General features: G+C 58.0%; 21 protein-coding genes. 11 read left to right on the top strand and 10 right to left on the bottom strand.

Annotated elements, in window-relative coordinates; translation table 11 throughout:
* The first annotated feature begins 52 nt into the window (after positions 1 to 52).
* A complete protein-coding gene (locus PJL69_RS08350; RefSeq protein WP_271309241.1) occupies positions 53 to 643 on the top strand; it encodes a DUF1285 domain-containing protein in 591 nt (196 codons plus the stop codon).
* Positions 644 to 737: 94 nt separating this feature from the next.
* Positions 738 to 1490, top strand: a complete 753-nt coding sequence (locus PJL69_RS08345; RefSeq protein ID WP_271309240.1) for a hydroxypyruvate isomerase family protein — start codon at positions 738 to 740, stop codon at positions 1488 to 1490.
* Between the two features lie 71 nt (positions 1491 to 1561).
* Here PJL69_RS08345 and polA read toward each other — a convergent pair whose 3' ends face one another.
* Complete coding sequence (polA, locus tag PJL69_RS08340) at positions 1562 to 4363, bottom strand: DNA polymerase I (protein ID WP_271309239.1); 2802 nt, start codon at positions 4361 to 4363, stop codon at positions 1562 to 1564.
* Between the two features lie 140 nt (positions 4364 to 4503).
* On the opposite strand from polA, the gene PJL69_RS08335 reads away from it, so the two are divergent.
* Both PJL69_RS08335 and PJL69_RS08330 read left to right on the top strand, forming a co-directional pair.
* Positions 4504 to 5559 (top strand): saccharopine dehydrogenase, encoded by a 1056-nt coding sequence (locus PJL69_RS08335; protein ID WP_271309238.1) that lies wholly within the window; start codon positions 4504 to 4506, stop codon positions 5557 to 5559.
* Between the two features lie 25 nt (positions 5560 to 5584).
* Positions 5585 to 6727, top strand: coding sequence for a saccharopine dehydrogenase family protein (locus PJL69_RS08330; RefSeq protein ID WP_271309237.1), 1143 nt, complete (start codon positions 5585 to 5587; stop codon positions 6725 to 6727).
* A gap of 64 nt (positions 6728 to 6791) precedes the next feature.
* Here PJL69_RS08330 and PJL69_RS08325 read toward each other — a convergent pair whose 3' ends face one another.
* A complete protein-coding gene (locus PJL69_RS08325; protein WP_271309236.1) occupies positions 6792 to 7385 on the bottom strand; it encodes an NAD(P)H-dependent oxidoreductase in 594 nt (197 codons plus the stop codon).
* A 103-nt stretch (positions 7386 to 7488) separates the two neighbouring features.
* Here PJL69_RS08325 and PJL69_RS08320 point away from each other — a divergent pair, with 103 nt between their 5' ends.
* The gene (locus PJL69_RS08320) at positions 7489 to 8073 is read left to right on the top strand and encodes a TetR/AcrR family transcriptional regulator (protein ID WP_271309235.1); all 585 of its coding nucleotides are present in this window, start codon (positions 7489 to 7491) and stop codon (positions 8071 to 8073) included.
* Here the strand turns inward: PJL69_RS08320 and PJL69_RS08315 are convergent, their stop codons facing one another.
* From PJL69_RS08315 to mutL, 3 genes are all read right to left on the bottom strand, one after another.
* The gene (locus tag PJL69_RS08315) at positions 8074 to 8400 is read right to left on the bottom strand and encodes a DUF3775 domain-containing protein (protein ID WP_209097136.1); all 327 of its coding nucleotides are present in this window, start codon (positions 8398 to 8400) and stop codon (positions 8074 to 8076) included.
* 102 nt (positions 8401 to 8502) lie between these two features.
* Positions 8503 to 9822 carry a DNA recombination protein RmuC gene (locus PJL69_RS08310; RefSeq protein WP_271309234.1) on the bottom strand — a complete coding sequence of 440 codons (1320 nt, stop codon included), beginning with the start codon at positions 9820 to 9822 and terminating at the stop codon, positions 8503 to 8505.
* Positions 9822 to 11705, bottom strand: a complete 1884-nt coding sequence (mutL, locus tag PJL69_RS08305) for a DNA mismatch repair endonuclease MutL (protein ID WP_441347462.1) — start codon at positions 11703 to 11705, stop codon at positions 9822 to 9824. The genes PJL69_RS08310 and mutL overlap by 1 nt, the downstream gene beginning before the upstream one ends.
* A gap of 237 nt (positions 11706 to 11942) precedes the next feature.
* Between mutL and PJL69_RS08300 the strand changes: the two genes are divergently transcribed.
* Complete coding sequence (locus tag PJL69_RS08300) at positions 11943 to 13295, top strand: aminotransferase class III-fold pyridoxal phosphate-dependent enzyme (protein WP_271309232.1); 1353 nt, start codon at positions 11943 to 11945, stop codon at positions 13293 to 13295.
* Between the two features lie 67 nt (positions 13296 to 13362).
* On the opposite strand, the gene PJL69_RS08295 is transcribed toward PJL69_RS08300, so the two are convergent.
* The 3 genes from PJL69_RS08295 to PJL69_RS08285 form a co-directional block, all read right to left on the bottom strand.
* On the bottom strand, positions 13363 to 14877 hold the full coding sequence (locus PJL69_RS08295) for a tripartite tricarboxylate transporter permease (RefSeq protein WP_271309231.1): 1515 nt from the start codon (positions 14875 to 14877) through the stop codon (positions 13363 to 13365).
* A 1-nt stretch (position 14878) separates the two neighbouring features.
* The gene (locus PJL69_RS08290) at positions 14879 to 15361 is read right to left on the bottom strand and encodes a tripartite tricarboxylate transporter TctB family protein (protein ID WP_209097131.1); all 483 of its coding nucleotides are present in this window, start codon (positions 15359 to 15361) and stop codon (positions 14879 to 14881) included.
* Positions 15362 to 15440: 79 nt separating this feature from the next.
* Complete coding sequence (locus PJL69_RS08285; RefSeq protein WP_271309230.1) at positions 15441 to 16427, bottom strand: tripartite tricarboxylate transporter substrate binding protein; 987 nt, start codon at positions 16425 to 16427, stop codon at positions 15441 to 15443.
* A 106-nt stretch (positions 16428 to 16533) separates the two neighbouring features.
* Here PJL69_RS08285 and PJL69_RS08280 point away from each other — a divergent pair, with 106 nt between their 5' ends.
* From PJL69_RS08280 to PJL69_RS08270, 3 genes are read left to right on the top strand one after another with little or no spacing between them, the layout of a single operon-like run.
* A complete protein-coding gene (locus tag PJL69_RS08280; protein ID WP_271309229.1) occupies positions 16534 to 17199 on the top strand; it encodes a response regulator transcription factor in 666 nt (221 codons plus the stop codon).
* Positions 17192 to 18559: a sensor histidine kinase gene (locus PJL69_RS08275; RefSeq protein ID WP_271309228.1), complete on the top strand. Its 1368-nt coding sequence runs from the start codon at positions 17192 to 17194 to the stop codon at positions 18557 to 18559. The genes PJL69_RS08280 and PJL69_RS08275 overlap by 8 nt, the downstream gene beginning before the upstream one ends.
* Complete coding sequence (locus PJL69_RS08270) at positions 18538 to 19545, top strand: ABC transporter substrate-binding protein (protein ID WP_271309227.1); 1008 nt, start codon at positions 18538 to 18540, stop codon at positions 19543 to 19545. Before PJL69_RS08275 ends, PJL69_RS08270 begins: the two co-directional genes overlap by 22 nt.
* Here the strand turns inward: PJL69_RS08270 and PJL69_RS08265 are convergent.
* A complete protein-coding gene (locus PJL69_RS08265) occupies positions 19535 to 20251 on the bottom strand; it encodes a phosphodiester glycosidase family protein (RefSeq protein WP_271309410.1) in 717 nt (238 codons plus the stop codon). The genes PJL69_RS08270 and PJL69_RS08265 overlap by 11 nt on opposite strands.
* 26 nt (positions 20252 to 20277) lie before the next feature.
* Entirely contained in the window at positions 20278 to 20703 is a 426-nt protein-coding gene (rbfA, locus tag PJL69_RS08260) for a 30S ribosome-binding factor RbfA (protein WP_271309226.1), read from the bottom strand.
* A 99-nt stretch (positions 20704 to 20802) separates the two neighbouring features.
* Between rbfA and dapB the strand changes: the two genes are divergently transcribed.
* Both dapB and PJL69_RS08250 read left to right on the top strand, forming a co-directional pair.
* Entirely contained in the window at positions 20803 to 21612 is an 810-nt protein-coding gene (gene dapB / locus PJL69_RS08255; protein ID WP_271309225.1) for a 4-hydroxy-tetrahydrodipicolinate reductase, read from the top strand.
* Between the two features lie 283 nt (positions 21613 to 21895).
* Positions 21896 to 22858: an ABC transporter substrate-binding protein gene (locus PJL69_RS08250; RefSeq protein ID WP_441347461.1), complete on the top strand. Its 963-nt coding sequence runs from the start codon at positions 21896 to 21898 to the stop codon at positions 22856 to 22858.
* Positions 22859 to 22864 lie beyond the last annotated feature (6 nt).

Below are 22864 nucleotides of genomic sequence, written 5' to 3'. Positions count from 1 at the left end.
TGGTGACTTGCCTACGTTGACAGTAGCGTTCTCAGATGAAATGGCAAAAGCAATGAGGGAACAATTTCCTGTGAAAGTGACTGCAGACACCATCGCCAGCTCCGCCAATGCCGCCGCCAAAGGGCGCGGCCCGGCGCCTGTGCACCTTTGGAACCCGCCCCATTGCGGCGATCTGGATATGCACATCGCGCGCGATGGCACGTGGTATTATCAGGGCAGCCCGATCAATCGGCCTGCGATGGTGCGGCTGTTTTCCAACATTCTGCGCAAAGATGGTGACGCCTATGTGCTGGTGACGCCAGTGGAGAAGGTTGGCATCACGGTTGAAGATGCGCCTTTTGTTGCTGAGGATTTCGAGGTGAGTGGCGCGGGCGCAGATCAGGTTCTGACCTTTGAAACTCATGTGGGCGATCATGTTGCAGTGGGGGATGAGACCCCGATCCGGGTAGAGATTGACCCCGAAAGCGAAGAGCCAACGCCTTACGTGACGGTGCGCGCCAATCTGGAGGCGCGGATCACGCGCAAGGCGTTTTACAGACTTGTGGAGCTGGCTACCCATCAAGAGGTGGATGGCGAGAGCCAGTTTGGCGTCTTCTCCTCAGGCGTGTTTTTTCCATTTTTGCCCTCAGAGGCGGTTGCGTAAGGCGATATCCTGCCGATCTTGCTAAAAGTGACGCAAAAACAGACTGTTTGGATGGCTTCAAAGCTGGAATACTCCGCGTGAGCAGGAGGAAGACATGCCAAAATTTGCCGCCAATCTGACAATGCTGTTTACCGAGTTTCCCGAAATTGAGCGCTATGAGGCCGCCGCCGAGGCTGGGTTTGATCGGGTGGAAGTGTTGTTTCCTTATGATGTGCCAGCGCCTGACACACGCCGGGAACTTGTGCGCAATGGTTTGTCACTGGCGCTGATCAATTGCCCGCCACCAAATTACACAGGTGGGGAGCGGGGGTTTGCCGCTGTGCCGGGCTTGTCTGAGCGGTTTCAACGCGATTTTCGGCGCACGTTGCGTTATGCTGAGGCGCTGGGCGCGGATGTGGTGCATATCATGGCGGGCGCGGCGAGTGGAGAGGCGGCGCGCGCAACATTTGTTGAGAATCTGAAATGGGCCTGCGCCTTTGCGCCCAAGCAGCAATTGACGATTGAGCCGATCAATGACGTCGATATGCCGGGGTATTTCCTGAACAGCTTCGACCTTGCGGCAGAGATACTGGACGCGGTTAATGCCCCCAATCTGGCACTGCAGTTTGACACTTACCATGCCCATCGCATTCATGGCGATGTGCTGGCCTGCTGGGACAAGCATAAGGCGCGGGTGAAACACATTCAGATTGGCGGGCTGCCAGATCGGCATGAACCGTTGAAAAGCAAACACCTCGACTACCCCGCATTTTTTGAGATGCTGGATGCGAGCGGATATGCGGGCACGGTGAGCGCGGAGTACAACCCACGCAAACGCACAGATCAGGGGCTTGATTGGCGGGGGTAGTGGCCTGAACGCGCTGCACAAGGAGCGCAGCGCGTTTTATGTTGGAAAGAGGTGAAAGCGGCGCTGGTGGGTTAGTGCGCTTCTGCCCAGTTTGCGCCGCGGCCTGCATCGACAATCAGAGGCACATCCAGCTTGATGGCCGGTTCTGTGGCGGTTTGCATCACGTCGCGAGCGACTGCGATGGTATCGTCAACGGCGCTGTCCTCGACCTCAAAGATCAATTCGTCGTGTACCTGCAGCAGCATTTTTGCCGGCAGGTCTTTGATCGCGGCGGGCATGCGGATCATGGCGCGGCGGATGATGTCGGCTGCGGTGCCCTGGATCGGTGCGTTGATCGCAGCGCGGTAGGCGAAGCTCGCGCGTGGGCCCTTGGCGTTGATTTCCGGCGTGTGGATTTTGCGGCCAAACAAGGTTTCGACATAGCCGTGGGTTTTGGCAAATTCCTTGGTTTCATCCATGTAACTGCGGATGCCGGGGAAACGCTCAAAATAGCGGTTGATGAAATCTTGCGCTTCGCCGCGCGGGATGCGCAGGTTGCGGGCGAGACCAAAGCCGGAAATGCCGTAGATCACACCAAAGTTGATCGCTTTGGCGCGGCTGCGGACCTCGCTTGTCATCTCTTCCATCGGGACACCAAAGACTTCTGAGGCGGTCATGGCGTGAATGTCGAGACCGTCGCGGAAGGCAGTTTTGAGCGCGTCGATTTCCGCAATATGCGCGAGGAGGCGCAGCTCCACCTGAGAGTAGTCGAGCGAGATCAGTGTCTTGCCTTCTTCAGCGACAAAGGCTTCTCGGATGCGGCGCCCCTCCTCAGTGCGGATAGGGATGTTTTGCAGGTTGGGATCGGAAGAGGCGAGGCGCCCGGTGTTGGCCCCGGTCTGCACATAAGAAGTGTGCACGCGGCCGGTGTCGACGTTGATGTGTTCCTGCAACGCGTCGGTGTAGGTCGATTTCAGCTTGCTGAGCTGTCGCCAGTCGAGCACCAGACCCGGCAGAGCGTGTTCGGTTGCGAGATCTTCGAGCACATCGGCCCCGGTGGCATAAGCGCCGGTTTTGCCTTTCTTGCCGCCGGGCAGGGCCATTTCATCAAACAGGATTTCGCCAAGCTGTTTCGGACTGCCCACATTGAAGCTGCGGCCTGCGATTTCGTGGATTTCAGCCTCCAGCCCCGCCATTTTCTGGGCAAAGGCGTTGGACATGCGGCTGAGGGTGTCGCGATCCACTTTGACGCCGTGGCGCTCCATTTGAGCCAGTACTGGCACCAGCGGGCGCTCCAGTGTTTCATAGACGCGCGTGACCTGACGCTGGTGCAGTTTCGGCTTGAACAGCTTCCAGAGGCGCAGGGTGATGTCGGCATCTTCTGCGGCGTATTTGACAGCATCTTCGATGGCGACCTTGTCAAAGGTGATCGCGCTTTTGCCGGTGCCCAGCAGGGATTTGATCGGGATCGGCTGGTGGCTGAGGTAGCGCTCGCTCAGCGCATCCATGCCGTGGTTGTGCTCGCCTGCGTGCAGGGCGTAGCTGAGCAGCATGGTGTCATCAATCGGCGCAACGGCGATGTTGTAATTGGCGAAAACCTTGCAGTCATATTTGGCGTTCTGGAAGATTTTCAAAACAGAGGCATCTTCGAGCACAGGTTTCAGCGCATCAAGCACCTCATTGAGTGGCATCTGCCCCTCTTGCGGCTCATCGCCACCAAAGAGATCGTCGGTGGCCCCTTTTTTATGGCCCATAGGGATGTAGCAGGCTTCGCCCGGCTCAACGGAGAGGCAAATGCCGGCCAGTTCGGCCACCATTTCGTTGAGCGAGTTGGTTTCCGTGTCCACCGCCACATAGCCGCGTTTCATGATGGCGGCGATCCAGCGATCCAGCGCGGCACGATCACGGACCCATTCGTATTTGTCCGCGTCAAAGGGCACATCTTCGGCGCTGTCCTCAACAGTTGCGGCCGCTGATGCCACTGGTTCGGGTACAACAGGTGCTTCGACACCGAGCTTATCTGCGGCGCGTTTCAGAAGGGTGCGCAGCTCCATGTCGGCAAGGAAACCGAGCAGCGTGTCAGGCTCTGCGTCCTGCACTTCCAGATCATCCAGCGTGAAATCGAGCGTCATCTCGCAGTCGAGCTGCACGAGCTTCTTGGACAATTCGATCTGGTCGCGTTTGTCAATCAGGGTCTGGCGGCGCTTGGGCTGTTTGATTTCTTCGGCGCGGTCCAGAAGCTCTTCGAGTGAGCCGTATTCGTTGATCAGCAGCGCGGCGGTTTTGATGCCGATGCCGGGCGCGCCGGGCACGTTGTCCACGCTGTCGCCCGCAAGCGCCTGTACATCCACCACACGCTCTGGGCCGACGCCGAATTTTTCATGAACGCCGTCACGGTCGATGCGTTTGTTTTTCATCGCGTCGAGCATTTCGACGCCATCACCAACCAGCTGCATCAGGTCTTTGTCAGAGCTGATGATGGTGCAGCGGCCACCGGCCTCGCGGGCCTGACAGGCCAAGGTGGCGATGATGTCGTCAGCTTCAAAGCCTTCGATCTCTTTGCAGGCGATGTTGAAGGCGCGGGTGGCGTCACGCGTCAGGGGGAATTGCGGCACCAGATCTTCGGGTGCGGGGGGGCGGTTGGCTTTGTATTGGTCATAGAGATCATTGCGGAAGCTTTTGCCGGAATAATCAAAGATCACAGCCACATGGGTCGGGGCATCGGGGCCAGAATTGTCTTCGATATAGCGCTGCAGCATGTTGCAGAAACCAGAGACCGCGCCAATTGGCAGTCCGTCAGACTTGCGTGTGAGGGGCGGCAGGGCGTGGTAGGCCCGGAAAATGAAAGCCGATCCGTCGATCAGATGCAGGTGACATCCTTTGCCAAAACCCATCGCGTGGTCCTCTTTTTGCTTGGCTCCGTTGTGCCATGTGGCCATCGGCACCGCCACCCGGAAATTGCGAGATCGGCGCAACCTCTTGTCATTGACGCGGCGGGCTGATCTATGGGAGCGCAACTATCAGGGGAGCACAGATGACACATCTTTGGGTGCGGGCCGAGCAGCGGCCGAATGAAGAGCGCGTCGGGCTGACGCCAGATGGGGCGAAGGCGCTGATTGAAAAAGGCATTCGCGTCACCGTAGAGGAAAGCTCTGTGCGTGCGATTGGGATCGACGGATACAAGGCTGCGGGCTGTGAAATCGCGGCAGAGAACAGCTGGCCGGATGCCCCCAAAGAGGCGATCATCTTTGGTCTCAAGGAGCTGCCCGAAGATGGCTCACCGCTGCCCCATCGCCACATTATGTTTGGCCATGCGTTCAAAGGGCAGCATTCCGGTGTGGCGCTGCTGAAGCGCTTTAAGGCCGGTGGCGGCACGCTTTATGATCTGGAGTATCTGGTGGATGAGACCGGGCGTCGCGTTGCGGCCTTTGGCTATTGGGCGGGCTATGCGGGCGCTGCTGTCACGTTGAAGAGCTGGGCAGCACAACAGCGGGGCGCGCTGTGTGGGCCGGTTGGTGTCTATGGTGGCAAAGAGGCGTTGCTGGCCGACCTTGGCGCTGAGCTTGATGCGCTGGATGCGGTGCGCCCGTCTGCGATTGTGATAGGCGCGCTGGGTCGGGTCGGCACTGGAGCCGCAGATCTGCTGACGGCGATGGGCTGTGACGTGACCAAATGGGACATGGCGGAAACCGCCTCCGGTGGGCCGTTCCCTGAAATTCTGGCGCATGATCTGTTCCTGAATTGTATTTTTGCGCGCCCCGGTACGCCTGTGTTTGTGCCGCAGGACGCGCTGAGCGCGGCGCGGCAGTTGACGGCGATTGGCGATGTGGCCTGTGACCCGGACAGCGATTACAATCCAGTGCCGGTCTATGACCGAGCCACAACCTGGGAGGCGCCCGCACTGCGCGTGGCGCAGGATCCGGTGCTGGATGTGATGGCAATTGACAACCTGCCCTCCATGCTGCCGGTGGAAAGTTCGGAAGATTATGCGGCGCAGCTGCTTGAGACCTTGATGACGCTTGATGATCTGAGTGGCGGGGTGTGGACCCGCGCAGAAGCTGATTTCATCACGCATTCCAAAGATTTGTGAAAAGACCTTTGAGGGGAGAAGAAAGATGACCATTCATTGGTGTGGCACCGGCCTATCAGCCATTCCCGGCCTCCGCCGCCTGATTGAAGCAGGCCGTGAGGTGACTGTGTGGAACCGGACGGTGGAGAAGGCACAGGAAGCGGTGGGCGATCTGACCCAGGATATCCGTGCGTTTGACATTGACGTGCTGGGCGGTGTTCTGGCCAAAGGCGACGTCGTGGTGTCCATGTTGCCGGGGGATTGGCATGTGCCGCTGGCGGAGCTGTGCATTTCTAAGCAAGCGCATTTTGTGAGTTCGTCTTACATTGCGCCTGAGATGAAAGCGCTGGATGCCAAGGCCAAAGAGGCGGGCATCGCTTGTGTGAATGAGGTGGGTCTTGATCCGGGGATCGACCACCTGATGGCGCATGCGCTGGTAGCGGACTACCGCGCGTCTGAGAGCTTTGATGCAGACAACACCCTGAGCTTCATCAGCTACTGTGGCGGTGTGCCCAAACATGCCAACCCGTTTCGTTATAAATTCAGCTGGTCACCGCTGGGCGTGCTGAAGGCGCTGCGCTCACCGTCTCGTTCGATCCGCGATGGCAAACCGTTTGATGTGAATCGTCCGTGGGATGCGATTTCAAGCTATGAAGCGCCGCTTGTGACGCCGGAGAGCTTTGAGGTTTATCCAAACCGCGACAGCATTCCGTTCATGGAAGACTATAAGTTTGATCCCGCGTGGAACGTGAAAGAGTTCGTGCGTGGCACCTTGCGTCTGAACGGCTGGGCAGAGGCTTGGGGCGATGTGTTCCGCGAAATCGAAACGCTGTCCGGCCCCGAAGGCGACGCGCGGCTCAAGGAAATGTCCGACCAGTTCTGGGACGAAAACTCTTACGACGAAGGCGAGCCGGATCGGGTGATCCTCTGTGTGGGGCTGAAGGCGGAGAAAGACGGCGCGGAAGTCTATCACAAGACCTATGCAATGGACGCCTGGGGTGACGATCGTGGCACGGCGATGGCGCGACTTGTGTCCATTCCGGTGTCACTGGCCATCGAATCCGTTCTGGATGGCGCGATTGCACCGGGTGTGCATGCGGCGCCGTCTGAGCCTGCGTTGTTCAACAGCTGGCTGGATCACATCGGCACCTTGGCACAGCATCTGGAAATCGTCGATCACAAGGAGTGATGGTTTCTAAATGACATTGCAGCGGGCCTGAGGGGAACACTCTCAGGCCCGTTTTGTTGCGTGGTCACGCCGCTTGCGCCCCAATTTTGGCTGCGCGCTTGATCCATTTGTCTACGACACCGTCTTTGGGATGGCTGGCCCCTGCAAACTGCGTGACTTTGACCGGCTTGATGCCGACAAACTCCAGAATTTGCTGCTGGATCTGCACAATCAGAGCGTTGCGGTAAAACAGGCGGAAGAACCAGCCTGGCGTGTCTGACAGTAAAAGCACGCGGCCAGTGCGCCCTGTGAGCAAAGGGGCGGGCAAACCCAGTTTTGTGGTGTTGCGGGTATCGAAGGTGCGCCCCGGCAGGAATGCGCGGTCAAACACCCCTTTGAGTTTGGCCGGCAGACCGCCCCACCACATGGGTGTGGCCACCACCACATGTTCGGCCCATTCGATGTCTTGCAAAAGCTTTTCCAGATCTGCCTCCAGTGGCTTTTGATTCACGTAACCGCCAAAGCCGTAGTCCGGGTCGAATTTCAGATCATGCAGGTTGGTGAAGCGGACCTCATGCCCCGCTTTCTGTGCGGCATTGGCATATGATTTGGCCACAGCGCCCGTCAGGGAAGCTTCGGCGGGATGGCCGTTCAAAACGAAAATACGTGTGCGGGTCATTGCGATTCTCCTCAATACTGACCGTGGTCAATTTAAATGCAGTCAAAAATGACCTTGGTCAATATAAATTTGACCGCAGTCATTATTTGTGTGAGAAGTCGGTATGAGCAGAGCTGTCCAATCCCGTACCTTAAAGACCCGCGCCAAGTTGTTGACGGCGGCAACGGCCATCATTTCAGACGGCGGCTATGAAGCTATGCGAGTGGAGGAGGTGGTGTTGCGCGCCGGTGTGGCAAAAGGCACCTTTTTTGCCCATTTCAAAGACAAAGACGCGTTGATGGATCACCTGATTGGCGTGGAAATAGATCGCCATCTCGACACGCTGGAACAGTTGCCCAGCCCGCGCAGCGTGTCAGATATGGTTGAGGCGCTTATGCCGCTCACCGCGTTTATGAGCTGCGAACGTTACGTGTTTGATGTGATCCTGCGCCATTCCGGGGCGGCGGCGAAAAGTGAGATTGGCGCCATCGCCATGACTTTTGGGCGCCATGCACAAGTGATTGCCAAATGGCTCAGCGCACGCCCGTTTCGAAAAGACATCTCAGCAGAGCTGCAGGCCGAAGGCGTTCAGGCCTTTATGATTCAGGCGGTTTCACTGATGTTTTGCTCTCTGCACAACGCAACCACCCCCCGAGACCGGATGGAAACTTACTTGGCTGCGTGGCTGGTGCCCCAGATAGATGCGTGATTAGCCGCGTCGCACCAGCTCGTCTTCGGCGTCGCTCAGCGAAAGACCAAGCTCTTCCATACCGTTCTCCAGATGGTCGGATACATGCGGTGAACCGAGAAGGTAATCCGCGGTTGGCACGGTTTTCTCGGTCTTGGCTGTCATAATCGCCTCTGCGAGGTCTTCGGCAGCGAAGCTGTCGCGGCCAATCCACATGATCGCAACAAGGCTGGCCTGTTCGTCTTCGTTCAGGCGGTCAATAAAGGCCCGCAGTTCCCCTTCAGCGCGGTCAAGCTCACGCGACATGAGCACCACTTGCGCCACTTTCCAGGCTGAGATTTCAAGCATTTTGCGCCTCCATAAAAGTCCTGCAGTCAGATTGATACGATGATCATGCAGCGTCTTTGATATGGCGCAAACTTGTATTTGAATGTGATTTTTGCGGATTGGTTATACGTCGGGCTTGGTGAGAGGGACAACTTTGCCATCATCTGGCTGTGCGAGCTCTTCGAAGTCGAAATTGTCGAGCCGACGTGCACGCCGCCCGGCTTTGTCCGCGCTGATCTTGATTTCGCTGATGTCCTTGGCGGCCTGACCAAAGTGACGGTCCAGATTGTCCACGCGGTTGCCGAGGCGGTCAACATCGGCATAAAGCAGGCCAAGCTCCTTGCGGATGGCCCCGGCCTGCTCCCGCATGCGGGCGTCCTTCAGAATGGCGCGCATAGTGTTCAGCGTGGCCATGCAGGTGGTGGGGGAGACGATCCAAACCCGTGCGGTGAACCCTTCATGCACGAGCTCTGGGAATTTGGCGTGCAGCTCTGCGTAGATCGCTTCGCTGGGCAAAAACATCAGCGCGCCATCAGCCGTTTCACCCTCAAGGATGTATTTCTCCGAAATATCCTTGATGTGTTTGCGCACCGAGGTTTTGAACATCTGGATCCCCGCCTTCAGCTCAGCCTCTGTTTCTGAGCGCAGCATCGCCTCATAGGCTTCCAGCGGGAATTTGCTGTCGATCACGATGGGGCCGGGTGGATTAGGCAGGTGGATCAAGCAGTCGGCGCGGCGGCCATTTGAGAGCGTGTGTTGCAGGGCGTAGCTGTCGCTGGGCAGCGCTTTAGACACGATATCATTTAACTGAATTTCGCCAAAAGCCCCGCGGGTTTGCTTGTTGGACAGAATGTCCTGCAGGCTCAGCACATCGCCCGACAGGCGGGTGATGTTTTCTTGCGCTTTGTCGATGGTTTGCAGGCGTTCCTGCAGCTGTGTGAGCGATGTTGCCGTTTGCTTGGCGTTGCCCATGAGCGAGGTGTTGAGCTTCTCCTGCATGTCATTGAGCGCGGTGCCGGTGCGCATCTGCATGTTGGAGAGGTTTTCCTGCATCTGCAGCTGTTGGGCGGCCAATGTGTCGGTCATTTTCTGCTGCATGGTGGCGAGGTTTTCGCCGGTACTGCGCTGCACTTTGGCGAGGTTCTCGTGCATGTTGACCTGCACTTCGCCCAGACGTTGCTCCATCAAGGTGGCAATCTGGCTTTGTGTTTGCGCCTGTGCGCGCAGGCCGCCATCAAGCTGAGCCTGACCGGTGGCCAGTTGATCCACGCGTTGCGCCATCTGGCCCATATGCTGAGCGATAAAGTCTTCGGTCTGGGCTGCGCGGTTCTGCGCGCCATTGCGCAGCAGCACAAATAGCACCAACACGGCAAAACCAATGCCGCCGAGAAGGTAGAGCGACGCTGTGTCCGTGTTGGCAAGCAGGGTGGTCAATTCGGTCATCAGGTCCGTCCAAACAGCCGCTCGATGTCGGCCAATTTCAATTCCACATAGGTTGGGCGCCCGTGGTTGCATTGGCCGGAATGCGGCGTGGCTTCCATTTCGCGCAGCAGGGCATTCATTTCTTCGGCGCGCATGCGGCGGCCCGAGCGGATCGAGCCATGGCAGGCCACGCGGCTGAGGATGGCCTCAAGCTTGGCCTGCACCAGCATGGTGTCGCCGTCTTCGTCCAACTCGTCCAAGATGTCGAGCACCATGGCGCGGGCGTTCACCTCGCCAAGCAGGGCCGGGGTTTCGCGCACGGCCACTGCCCCGCCACCAAAGGCCTCTATCGTAAGGCCAAGCTTGGAGAGCGGCGCGGCCACGGCCAGAATGCGGGCGCAGTCGCCGTCTGACAGTTCAATGATTTCCGGGATCAGCAGCGCCTGTGCCGCAACGCCATTCTCTGCCATCTGGCGCTTGAGTTTTTCATAGACCAACCGCTCGTGCGCGGCGTGTTGATCGACAATCACCATACCGGTTTCAGTCTGGGCAACGATGTAGTTCTCATGCACCTGCGCGCGGGCAGCTCCGAGCGGAAGGCGTTCGGCAGGCGCGTCCTGTGGGGCGTCGTGTGCATCAACGGGCTCCACACGTGCGCTGTAGGATTCGCTGAGTTCGGCAAACCCCGGTTCCTGAGAGACAGGTGATTGTGGAAAAGGAGCCTGTGCCTGATAGGCGGCGGTGCGCGCACCAAGGGAAGGGCGATCCATTTGATAAACACGCGCGGGGCCTGACGAATAGGGCTGCGGTGTTGCGCCAAGTGCGCCCATCGGTTCGGGGCGGAAGGCGCCAAGCGTGGCCCCGGCAACGGTGGTGGAGGCGCGGTGGCCGGCCTCTGCCAGCGCGTGACGCAGGCTGGAGACGATCAAACCGCGCGCCATGCCCGGATCGCGGAAGCGGACCTCGGATTTGGCCGGGTGGACGTTTACATCCACCAGATGTGGATCGCAGTCGATGAACAGTGCCGCTGCTGGATGTCGATCCCGGCTGAGGTAGTCAAAATAGGCCCCACGCAGCGCGCCGACCAGAAGTTTGTCTTTCACCGGGCGGCCATTCACAAAGAGATATTGCGCCACAGATGAGCCGCGCGAATAGGTTGGCAAAGCGGCATAACCAATCAGGCGCAGACCTTCGCGTTCGGCATCAATCTTGAGCGCGTTTTCGGCAAACTCTTTACCCAGAATGCGCGCAAGGCGACCGTGTAGCGCGTCAAAGAGATCGCCGCTTTCGGCCTCTGCGCGGAAAGAAATACGCCCTTCGCCGCCGCCGGTCACATCGCGCAGGGTGAAGCCAATGAAGGGTTCCGCCATGGCAAGGCGCTTGACCACATCGGTGATGGCCTGTGCCTCTGCCCGGTCGCTGCGCATGAATTTGAGGCGTGCAGGCGTGGCATAAAACAGGTCACGCAGTTCAACGATGGTGCCACCCGAAAGTGCGGCGGGTTTGACGGGGCCCATCGCGCCGCCTTCCACGCTGATACTGGCGGCGGGAGCGCGACCAACCCGGCTTGTTATGCTGAGACGCCCGACTGCGCCTAGCGAGGGCAGCGCTTCTCCACGAAAGCCGAAAGTGTGGATATCCAGCAGGTCGCTTCCATCAATTTTTGAGGTGGCATGGCGGGAAAGGGCGAGAGGCAGCTGCTCTTCGGTGATGCCGCAGCCATCATCGGTGATGCGGATCAGGGTTTTGCCGCCATCGGCATAGGCGATCTCAATGCGCGTTGCGCCTGCATCGATTGCGTTTTCAACCAGCTCTTTGACTGCAGAGGCGGGGCGTTCGACCACTTCGCCAGCGGCGATCCGGTTGATCGCGGCATCATCAAGTTGGCAGATCACGGGCTGCATTGGCGCGTTCGAAGAGCTTATATTGGGGTTATCCACAGGCATGTCACGAAATGTAGCATGTTCTCGTTTGATTCTACCACCGAGATTGCGGGTTTTCGCCAGTCGTTTTTGCGCCAGTTTAATCTGGTGACATGTCGCACTCTTACTGGACAGTTCGACAGGGCAACCGCATAATTTGATCAAATTATTGAGTCGATGCACACGGGTAGAAACCGCCGCACGCAAGGGAGCACCAGAATGAAAGACGACAACTTTCTGAAAGAGAACAACGCCCGCCATCTTTGGCATCCTATGGGTGCGCCGGGGGATTTGCAGAGCCACGCGCCCAAAATCATCAAGAGCGCCGAGGGTGTGAACATCACCGATCTTGAAGGGCATTCCACGGTCGATGCCGTGGGCGGTTTGTGGTGCGTGAACCTTGGCTATTCCAATGATGTGGTGAAAGAGGCGATTGCAAAACAGCTTTATGACCTGCCGTATTATTCTGCCTTTGCGGGCACCTCCAATCCGGCGGCGATTGAGGCGTCTTATGCCGTGCGTGAGTTCTTTGAAGCGGATGGCATGACGCGGGTGTTTTTCACCTCGGGTGGGTCAGACAGTGTGGAGACTGCCCTGCGTCTGGCGCGGCAGTATCATCGCTTGCGTGGCGAGCCGACACGGACAAAGTTCCTGTCGCTGAAGAAAGGCTATCATGGCACGCATTTTGGCGGTGCGTCTGTGAATGGCAACAACAGGTTCCGCATCAACTACGAGCCGCTGCTGCCGGGGTGTTTTCACCTGCCAAGCCCATACACCTATCGCAATCCTTTCCATGAAACCGACCCCGCGCAACTGGCGCAGAATATTGCGGCGGCGTTTGAAGATGAGATCACCTTTCAGGGGGCCAACACCATTGCCGCCTTTATCATGGAGCCTATCCAGGGCGCCGGCGGCGTGATTGTGCCGGATGCGAGCTTTATGGGGCTGATGCGGGATATTTGTGACCGCCACGGTATTTTGCTGATTTCCGATGAGGTGATCACCGGCTTTGGCCGCACCGGCGACTGGTCCGGTGCGCGGCACTGGGGTGTGCAGCCGGACATGATGACCACGGCGAAGGGGATCACCTCTGGTTACTTCCCGGTTGGAGCCTGTCTGGTGGGCGACAAAGTGGCAGAGGTGTTTGAGAAAGACGAAAGCGGCGAGGCCGGGATTTTCCACGGCTATACCTATTCGGCGCATCCTGTTGGCTCTGCGGCGGTGGTGGCCTGTCTGGCGGAAACCACGCGGCTGGATCTGAAAACCAATGCCGCTGCCCGTGGCACGCAGCTTTATGAGGGCGTCAAAAAGCTGGCGGAGAAACATGACATCATCGGTGACATCCGTGGCGGGCACGGGTTGATGACGGGCATCGAGCTGGTCTCTGACAAGGCGGCAAAAACCCCGATGGATATGGCGACCATGAAGAAAATTCACGAGGTCACCTATCAGGCGGGGGCGATGGTGCGGCTGGGGATGCACAATATCCTTATGTCACCACCGCTGACGATTTCGGAGGCGGAGGTCGACACGATCCTGTCAGCGCTGGATGCGGGGTTCTCCGCAGCGTAACGCCGGACCAAAATGAAAAGGCCGCCGAGCGTTTCGGCGGCCTTTTGTTTTTGCGGTGGGGGATGCATCAATCCCCGTCTGCCACACCTTGAGCCCGCAGGCGTGCACGGCGGGCACGGTAACTTGGCAGCAGCACCAGCAGGGCTGCGATCACCAAGAGGCCCAGTGTCATGGGGCGTTCCCAGATGAAGGCGATGCCATCATAAAGCTGCATGGAGCGGGCGAAGTTGTCTTCCAGCATGCCACCAAGGATGAAGCCGATCAGCAGCGGGGCGAGCGGATAATCCGCAAAGCGCAGTGCTGTTGCACAGACGCCGAAACCCACAAGGATCAGCAGTTCGGTGGCGTTGTTCTGCCCGATATAGGCCCCCATCAACGTGAAGAAGAGTATGAAGGGGATCAGGTAGTTGCGCGGGACCGAGAGGACTTTGGCGATGTAGGGGATCAGCGGCAGGTTCAGGACCAGCAGGACCAGATTGCCAATGAACATCGACATGATCACCGCCCAGAACACTTGTGGCTCATCGATCATCAGGCGCGGGCCCGGGGTGACGTTGAGCGCGATCAGCGCGCCGAGCAGAATGGCGGTGGTGCCGGAGCCTGGAATACCGAGTGTCAGAAGAGGCACGAAGGAGCCTGTGCAGGCTGCGTTGTTGGCGGTCTCTGGGGCCGCGAGGCCCTTGATGGCGCCTTTGCCGAATTGCTCCTGCTCTTCTTTAGGGGCGATGTTGCGCTCCACCGCGTAGCCAAGGAAGCTCGCGATGGTGGCGCCCGCGCCGGGCAGCACGCCGATGAAGAAGCCCTGAATGGATTGACGTCCGATCACCGGGGTGATGGCTTTTGCCTCTGCACGGGAAATGCGCAGGTCTTTGATCTCACCTTCGCCGCCCTCTTTGGACACCCGGGGTTTGAGCACGAGGAACAGCGCCTCGGGCAGGGCAAACATCGCCATGGCCAGTGTGATAAAGCCAAAGCCGGATTGCAGATCCATAATGCCCATGGTGAAGCGGGGCAGGTTGAACAGCGCACCTTCGCCGACGGTGGCCATCATCAGGCCCAGAACCGTCATCATCAGCGCCTTAGCCACTTGCCCTGTGCCAGCAAAGGCTGCGATGGCGGAGAGGCCGACGACCATCAGGGCGAAATACTCTGCCGAATGGAACAGCAGCGCGACGGAGGACAGCATGGGGGCGAAGATCATCAGCAGAAGCGCGCCGATGGTGCCGCCGGCAAAGCTTGCGATGGCGGCGATGGTGAGCGCTTTGCCGGCCTTGCCTTGTTTGGCCATCGGGTAGCCATCAAAACTTGAGGCCACAGTGCCCGCGACCCCCGGCGCGTTAAGCAGGATGGAGGAGGTCGAGCCACCGAAAATGGCGCCGTAGTAGACGCCCGCAAGTAAGATCAGAGCGGCAGAAGGGTCGCCCATGGAGATGGCCACGGGAATCATGATGGCGATGATCGACATTGGGCCGAGACCCGGCAGCATGCCGATGAATGTGCCGATCAGACAGCCGCCAATCACCATCAGCAGGTTTTGTAGAGAGAAGGCCGTTTGCAGACCAATCAGAAGTCCTTCAAGCATGTCAGCCTCCGATAAAGCCCGGCAACGGGCGCAAGTAGATGCCAAGCACTTCTTGCACGAGGTACCAGACGATGAGAGTGGCGGTTGCGGAGACAGGCACCATGACGTGCCATTTGCGTTCGCCCAGAATGAAGGAGCCCAGGATCAGGAAACCGCTTGTGGACAGCAGGAAACCTGCGGGGCGCAGCAGAAGTGCATAGGCCACCATCAGGGCGAGAAGAATGATTGCCTGACCGAGTTTGTACTCATGCAGCCGGCGGTAATCGATGTCCGCCTCTTTGGGTTCACTTTTTTCAAAGCCCAAGAGGATGATCGACGAGGCGATGATGCCAAAGAGGGACAGCAGCTTTGGGAACGTGCTGGGCCAAATGGGGTTGCGTCTCATGAATGGTGCGAGGCTGCCATCCATCGTGAACCAAGCGGCGTAGCCATATGTGAGGCAAATGCCGAGCAGGATCAGTGCGATCCAACGATCAAGAGCCATCCAGCCCTCCTGCATCTTTGTATGAAAAGGAAGGCAGAGCGGGGGTCCGCTCTGCCTTTAGAAATGTGAATTCAGGCTCTTAGAGGAAGCCGAGCTTTTTCATCAGGTCGCCGATGACCTTTTCCTGCTCCTCAAGGAAGCTTTGGAAGTCTGCGCCGTTGTTGTGGATGTTGACCCAACCGTTGCGCGCGCGAACTTCTTCCCACTCGCCGGTGTCATACATTTTGCCGATCGCGTCCTGGTACATCGCAAGCTTGTCGTCTGGCAGGCCGGGGGCCGCGAAGAAGCCGCGCCAGTTCACGAAGGATGTGTCGATGCCCTGTTCTTTCATGGTCATGGCATCTGGAGCTGCTGACACGCGGTCATCTGCGGTGACGCCGATGATTTTCACTTCGCCTGCATTGGACAGATCAACTGCTTCGGAGAAACCGGTGGACAGCGCGGCGATTTCGCCAGACAGCAACGCGGCCATGGCCTTACCACCTGCGTCATATGGGATGTACTTCACACCCAGCGCGTCTTTGCCTGCCGCTTCCATCACCATGGCAGCCACGAGGTGATCCATGCCGCCCGGCACAGAGCCGCCGCCGATGGCGGTGCCGGATGGGTCCGCGTCAAATGCGGCCAGGAGATCGTCCATGGAGTTGATTGGGCTGTCTTTGCCCACAACGATGGCGGCGTAGTCACCAATGGTACCCGCAACAAGTGTCAGGTCACGGAAGTTGTGTGGGAACACGCCAGTCAGTGAGCGGATCACGATTGGGGTCGAGTTGACCATCAATGTGCCGTGGTTGCTGTCGGCGTTTTCGATCAGATAGCCGATGGCTTTGCCGCCGCCACCACCGGACATATTTTCGTAGGATGCATTGCCCACGATGCCCGCTTTGGTGAGCGCTTCACCAGTGCCACGTGCGGTGCCATCCCAACCACCACCAGCGCCGCCGGGGATCAGAAAGTGGATGCTGTCCACAACTTTGTGCCCGTCTGCAAGAGCAGGACCGGCAAATGCCATTGCGGCGACAGCCGTCGCCATTAGGGCGCGACGGCCCATGTCAAATTTCAACATTGTTTCCTCCCAATTTGACAACTGTCCGAAAGCTGGCTCAGTTGGGGCGACTCAATCACTGCAACCTGTCACAAACCTGTCACGGATGAAGAAAGGCCGCGCTTCGATGAAATTCTTGCTGGTCGAAGACAATCTCGATCTGGCCAACGCGGTGTGCGAACGGCTGAAAATGGATGGTCATGTTGTTGATCACGCAGATAAAATTGCGGATGCATCGGCTTTTGTCGATACCGGGGATTATGATCTAATTTTATTGGATATTATGCTGCCGGATGGCGATGGGCGCGGTTTTCTAAAGCGGCACCGTGCCGGAAACAATGACACGCCCGTCATTGTTCTGACAGCGCGGTCACAGGTGAGTGATCGAATCAGTATGCTGGATCTTGGGGCCGACGATTACATGACCAAGCCCTTTGACTATGAGGAACTGCAGGCCCGGTGCCGGGCGGTTTTGCGCCGCAATGCGGGGCATGCGCAGGCGTCCGTGCAATTGGGAGACGTCACACTGGATCCGGTGGCTGGACAGCTGAGAGTGGGGGCGAAAACGGTGACTCTGCGCAACAGAGAGCTGCGCTTGCTGGAGCTGCTGATCAACGCGCCCGGGCAGATCTTTTCCAAGGCAAAATTGGCAGACAGACTGTTTTCTTATGACGAGGACGTCTCTGAGAACGCGATCGAAGTCTACATCGGACGCCTGCGGCGGCATCTGGCCTCTTCCAACCTGCAAATTACCACGCTGCGTGGGCTCGGGTATCGGCTCGATCATGCGTGAAACGGCCAATGTTTCCGGTTCGCTGCGGGCGCGGCTGGCGCTGACCCTGATTGGGGGGGCTGCTGGCATTTCAATCCTGATGTTTGTGGTGGTGCGCAGTTATGCGGCGCAAATTGCGCAGCAGGGTCAGGATCGCATTTTGGAAGCCTCTGTCACGTCAATCTTGGACGCTGCGATCTTGCGCGATGGTGTTGTTGAGGTGGATTTTCCTTACGCTGCTTTCGCCATTTTGGGCACCGAAGAGGATGATCGCGTGTTTTATGCGATTCATCAGGATGGTGCCTTGCTCTCTGGCTATGAAAGTTTGCCCGTTGTGCCGGCGCGTGCCGGCGCGGAGGTCACGCATGTGTCAGGCGAAATGCGAGGGGCTTCCATTCGCCTCGCATCGGCGTCGCGCATTTTGGTTGGGGCCGACTTGCGCACGCAGGTAACAGTATCTGTTGCTCAAACACGGGACGCGTTGCAGGTGACGTTGAACCGAATTTCATCGAATGTTGCCTATTATGGTGTGGGCTTTTTCCTATTGTCGGTTTTGGTTGCGTCATGGGCCACGTCAACCACGATACGTCCGCTGGAACGACTGACCCACTCGATCACAAGGCGGGGACCCAAGGACCTGACACCAGTGGCCCAGCCCGTGCCGCAGGAAATGGGGCCTCTGGTGTCTTCGCTGAACAATTTCATGGCGCGCCTGAGCACCTCGTTGTCTCAGTCAGAAGACTTCATCGCAGAAGCGGCGCATCGGGTGCGTACGCCATTGGCCACGGTACGCAGTCATGCAGAAACAACGTTGCAGAGGGTTGAGCGAGAGGACAATCGTCAGGCCCTGCGGGCGATGGTGCGGGCGATTGATGAAAGCTCCCGTGCGGCTGGACAGCTTTTGGATCATGCGATGATCACCTTTCGCACCGACCATCTGGAGCGAGAGGCGTTGGATCTGGTGGCGATAGTGCAGGATCTTGTGATCCGGCTGACCCCGATTGCAGAGATGAAGGACATCGCGCTGACGGTGGTGAGTGACGCAGAGGTGAATGTTGCTGCGGATTCGATCCTGCTGCAGAATGCGCTGCGTAACTTGGTGGACAACGCTCTGAAATATTCGCCTGTCGAGAGTGAAATCGTCATTACTGTGAGTGCTTCGCCCAGCCCACGGGTGCTGGTAGAAGACGAAGGACCAGGGTTTCCGCCCGATCAAATAAACAACCTTGCCACGCGATTTTTGCGTGGCACAAATGCGACCGGTACAATTGGGTCGGGGTTGGGGCTTACGATTGCACAGGACGTGGCGCAAGCACACGGTGGGACGCTCAGCCTGGAAAACCGCCCGGAGGGAGGCGCATGCGTTACTTTTTCTCTTTGATCGTCTGTTTGTTGCCAGCGGCCCTTTGGGCGCAAGATTGGGAAGAGCACACCCACTTTGGCCCACAGACCGCGGAACGCAAACTTCGGGTACTGTCGAGCACGGATACTTCATTTTTTGCGCCAATAATCGAGGCGTTTTTACGTGGGAAAACCGGCCTGTCTGTTGACTATTATGTTATTGGAACCGCGCAAATCGATGAGATCTACAGGGCGCACCCCAATGACTATGACGTTGTGATTTCAAGCGCGATGGACCTGCAGTTGAAGCTTGTGAATGACGGCTACGCTTTGCAAATTTCCAACTTGGGCCAGCCTGGCTGGGCGCAGTGGCGCGAGAGCTTATTTGCATTTACGTCTGAGCCCGCAACGGTGGTTGTGAACCGCGCGGCTTTTCCCGATGGCGCCGTTCCCAAGTCGCGGCAAGAGTTGATTCAGGCGCTGCGTGCGCAGCCGGAGTTGTTTCGTGGGCGCGTCGGAACTTATGACGTACGCGAGTCTGGTTTGGGGTATCTTTTTGCAACTCAGGATGCGCGCGCCTCTGAGACATTTTGGCGGCTTATGGAGGTGATGGGCGGTCTGGGGGCCCGGCTATACTGTTGCTCTGGTGATATGATTGATGATCTGGAAAGCGGTGAGTTGCTTGTGGCGTATAATGTGCTGGGCAGTTACGTGGCCGCGCGTTTGGATGTGGCCGATCATTTGGAAGTTGTTTTACCTTCTGATTTTCCGACCACGATGATGCGCACAGCTTTTGTAACGGCACAGACCTTTGTGGAAGACGATGCCGTGGCCTTTGTCAGGCATCTGTTGGCAATGCAGTCACAGCCCCGCAACCGTGATGTTTTTCCTTTGCCCTCGCTCAAGCCTATGAGCGACGCAAGCGGGCATACGGTGATCACGCTGGAGCCTGCTTTGATGACCTATCTTGATCCGCTCAAGCGGCGCACGTTCATAAAGGAATGGAGCAGCGCAGTTATTCAGTGACAGCTGGTGCCGTTTCGACCACGCCAACGATTGGTCCCATCCAGAAACCGGCGTCGGAACGATCCAGCTGTGGCGCATAGAGGCGGCTGATTTTGCCGTCAAAATAGAGCGCGTTGGGCGTTTGCAGCAGATCGCGAAAGAAACGCCCAAATTCGTGGAAGGTCACCGCGTTGTTGGAGATCACAAATATGGCAGTTTTGCCATCAGATGTGGTGCCAACGCCGTTGCGGATGAATTTTGAGGTGCTGTCGACCAGAAATCGCGGATGCAATGCGCCGTCGATCACCAGCATCGGACCGGATTGCGTGGCATCACGACAGATGGGTTTCTGTGCGGCAAAATCGAGGGTCTCGTAGACCCGGGCACTGCCGTCAGTGAGGCAGAAAACACCATTGGGCAGGAGGCCAAAATTACCGCGACTTTCTCCAGTCAACAGCCGCATCTCCTCCGCGCCATCTTGCACATAGTGGCCGACGGGGCTGCGATCTGCGTGGTACATACCCGCGTTCATCGCGAATGTGAGGGTTTCTTGCGGGGGAAGACTGCGGGCAACATTTGGGAACTGGCCCAAGACTGCGCCCTCATCATCGCGTAAGAACAGCCTCAGGTTTTCCTGAGATGCGTCGACGGTGCAGAAGGTGAAGCTTTTGCGCTCAAAGCTCACGTTTTCGCAGCTCACAGCGCTTGCCAGAGTGGGCAGCGCCATGAGTGCGAAACAGAGCCAAAGCCGGATCACGAGGACGTGCCATCCTCTTCGCTGTCAGGTTTGGCGACGTCGGCTTGCACACGGTCGTCAGCCAGCATGCGCCGGGTTGCGTCCATCTGATCGAAGGTTGTGTCGATGCGGAAGCGGAGATCAGGCGCGTGCTTGAGTTTCGCCTTGCGACCGATGATGCGCCGCAGCTCGCCCTTGTGGCTTGCCAGAAGGCTGATCGCCTCATCCTGTTTGCCGCCGCCCAGGGGCAGCACAAAGGCCGTTGCAATGGATAGATCAGGTGTCACGCGCACCTCGCCGACGGTGATGGACAGACGGCTGAGATCGGGGTCGTGCAACTCATCGCGCATCAAGACCTCCGACAGGGTGCGTCGGATCACTTCGCCCACTCGAAGTTGGCGTTGGGAGGGGCCACGGCCCTCAGAAAATGTGTTCTTTGCCATGCTTCCCCACTTAGGGCTTCTGTCGCCCTTTGCCAAGCTGGATTGCTTTCTGTAAGCAGAGGCAGCGCCGATCCACCGGCCGGAACATTGGAGAATGCTATGCAAGACTTGCCCGGAATCGTCATCACAGGAGCCTCTGGCCGTATGGGGCAGATGCTGATCAAGACGGTTTGCGAGAGCGATAAGGCCAAGCTTGTCGGCGCGGTGGAACGCAGTGGTCATGACTGGGTGGGGCGCGATGTGGGAGAGGCCATGGGTGGCGCTCCACTTGGCGTGACGGTTACAGACCAGCCGTTGGAGGCTTTTGCCAAAGCGCAGGCGGTGATTGACTTTACGGCGCCAGCGGCCACGATCGCCTTCGCCAAACTGGCTGCGCAGGCCCGTGCTGTGCATGTGATTGGCACCACCGGTATGACTGATGAGGACATTGCGCATCTTGAGCCCTGTGGCCGACATGCGGTGATTGTGCGTGCGGGCAATATGAGCCTGGGGGTGAACCTTTTGACCCGCCTGACGCAGAAAGTGGCCGCCGCGTTGGATGAAGACTTTGATATCGAAATCATTGAAGCGCACCATCATCATAAAGTTGATGCCCCAAGTGGTACGGCGCTGATGCTGGGCGAAGCCGCAGCGGAAGGGCGTGGGGTTGATTTGGCTGATGTCGCCGATCGTGGCCGTGATGGTATCACTGGTGCGCGCAAACGCGGCGATATCGGTTTCACCGCCATCCGTGGTGGCGACATTGTCGGAGAACATGATGTCCTTTTCGCCGCCGCAGGCGAGCGCATTGTGTTGCGTCATCTGGCGACGGATCGCGCGATCTTTGCCCGTGGCGCGCTGAAAGCCGCGCTGTGGGGGCAAGGGCAAAAGCCCGGCGAATATGACATGATGGATGTGTTGGGGCTCTAACACCCGGTTGTCTGCAATTCAGATTTGGCCTGCTTAAATCGGGTCGGCTTGCCTGGGCAATCGTGTTAGATTGCCCATGACAAAAACCTGCGCGCAGATTTCCGCTTAAGCGCGCGGCAACTTTGCTGCGCCAAAGCGCTCTTTTTCTCAGCGTGCTGTTGCCCACCCGACGTTGTGAGCAATGGCTGCGTCTTTTTTGTTGGCAGGTGCGCGCCCCTGTGTTTTTATGCCGACAGTCAAAAAATTAAATGACCATTTAAAAAACGATGACAGGGAGAAGATCATGACGACCATTCTGAAGGCGGGACTGTCCGCACTGGCGGTCATTGCGGTAGCAGGATCTGCGCAGGCAGCCGAACTGGGCGCGGCCAACGAGCCCATCAAGTTGGCACTGAACGAGTGGACAGGTCAGCATGTGACGACACATGTGGCAGGGGAAATGCTGAAGGCGGCAGGCTATGATGTGGAATATGTCACCGCAGGCATGATGAACCAATTCCAAGCGATTGCAGATGGTGACATCCACGCGACGCTTGAGATCTGGTCTTCTAATGTGTCTGATCAATACGCTGTGCTCAAAGATGAGGGGAAGCTGGAAGAGCTGTCTGATCTGGGCCTCAATGCACGTGAAGGCATTGCCTACCCTGCCCATGTTGCCGATCTTTGCCCCGGCCTGCCCGCTTGGGAAGCCCTGAAAGCCTGTGCAATCAACTTCGCGACCGCTGAGACCCTGCCAGCGGGGCGTCTGGTGGATTATCCTGCAGACTGGGGCACGCCTGGTGCAGACCGGATGACGGGTCTCGATTTGCCATTCAAGGCTGTGCCAGCCGGTTCCGAAGGTGCATTGATTGCGGAACTGCGTGCATCCACCGAAAAGAAGTCCCCTCTGTTGATCACATTCTGGCAGCCGCATTGGGCGATGTCTGCCTATGACGTGCAGTTTGTAGATCTCCCCGCAGGCGAAGACGCTTGCTTCTCCGATCCTGCGTGGGGGCCGAACCCGAATGCGATCAACGATTGTGATTTCTCTCCCAGCCGCATCTTCAAGGCGGGATGGCCGGGACTGAAAGACAAGTGGCCAGCGGCACATGAAATTCTGGTGAACTATCAACTGGCCGTGGAAGATCAGCAGCCGATGATGGGCGCAGTTGATGTGGACGGCGAGTCCGTTGAGGACGTTGTGGCGGCCTGGATGGGGGCAAACGAAGACAAGTGGAAGTCCGTCGTGGACGCCGCAATCAAGTAACTCCGA

It is taken from the genome of Shimia sp. MMG029 (assembly GCF_027947445.1).
GTDB lineage: Bacteria > Pseudomonadota > Alphaproteobacteria > Rhodobacterales > Rhodobacteraceae > Shimia.
Note: the sequence above shows the minus strand (reverse complement) of the source record. Positions and strands in the feature narration are given on the sequence as shown.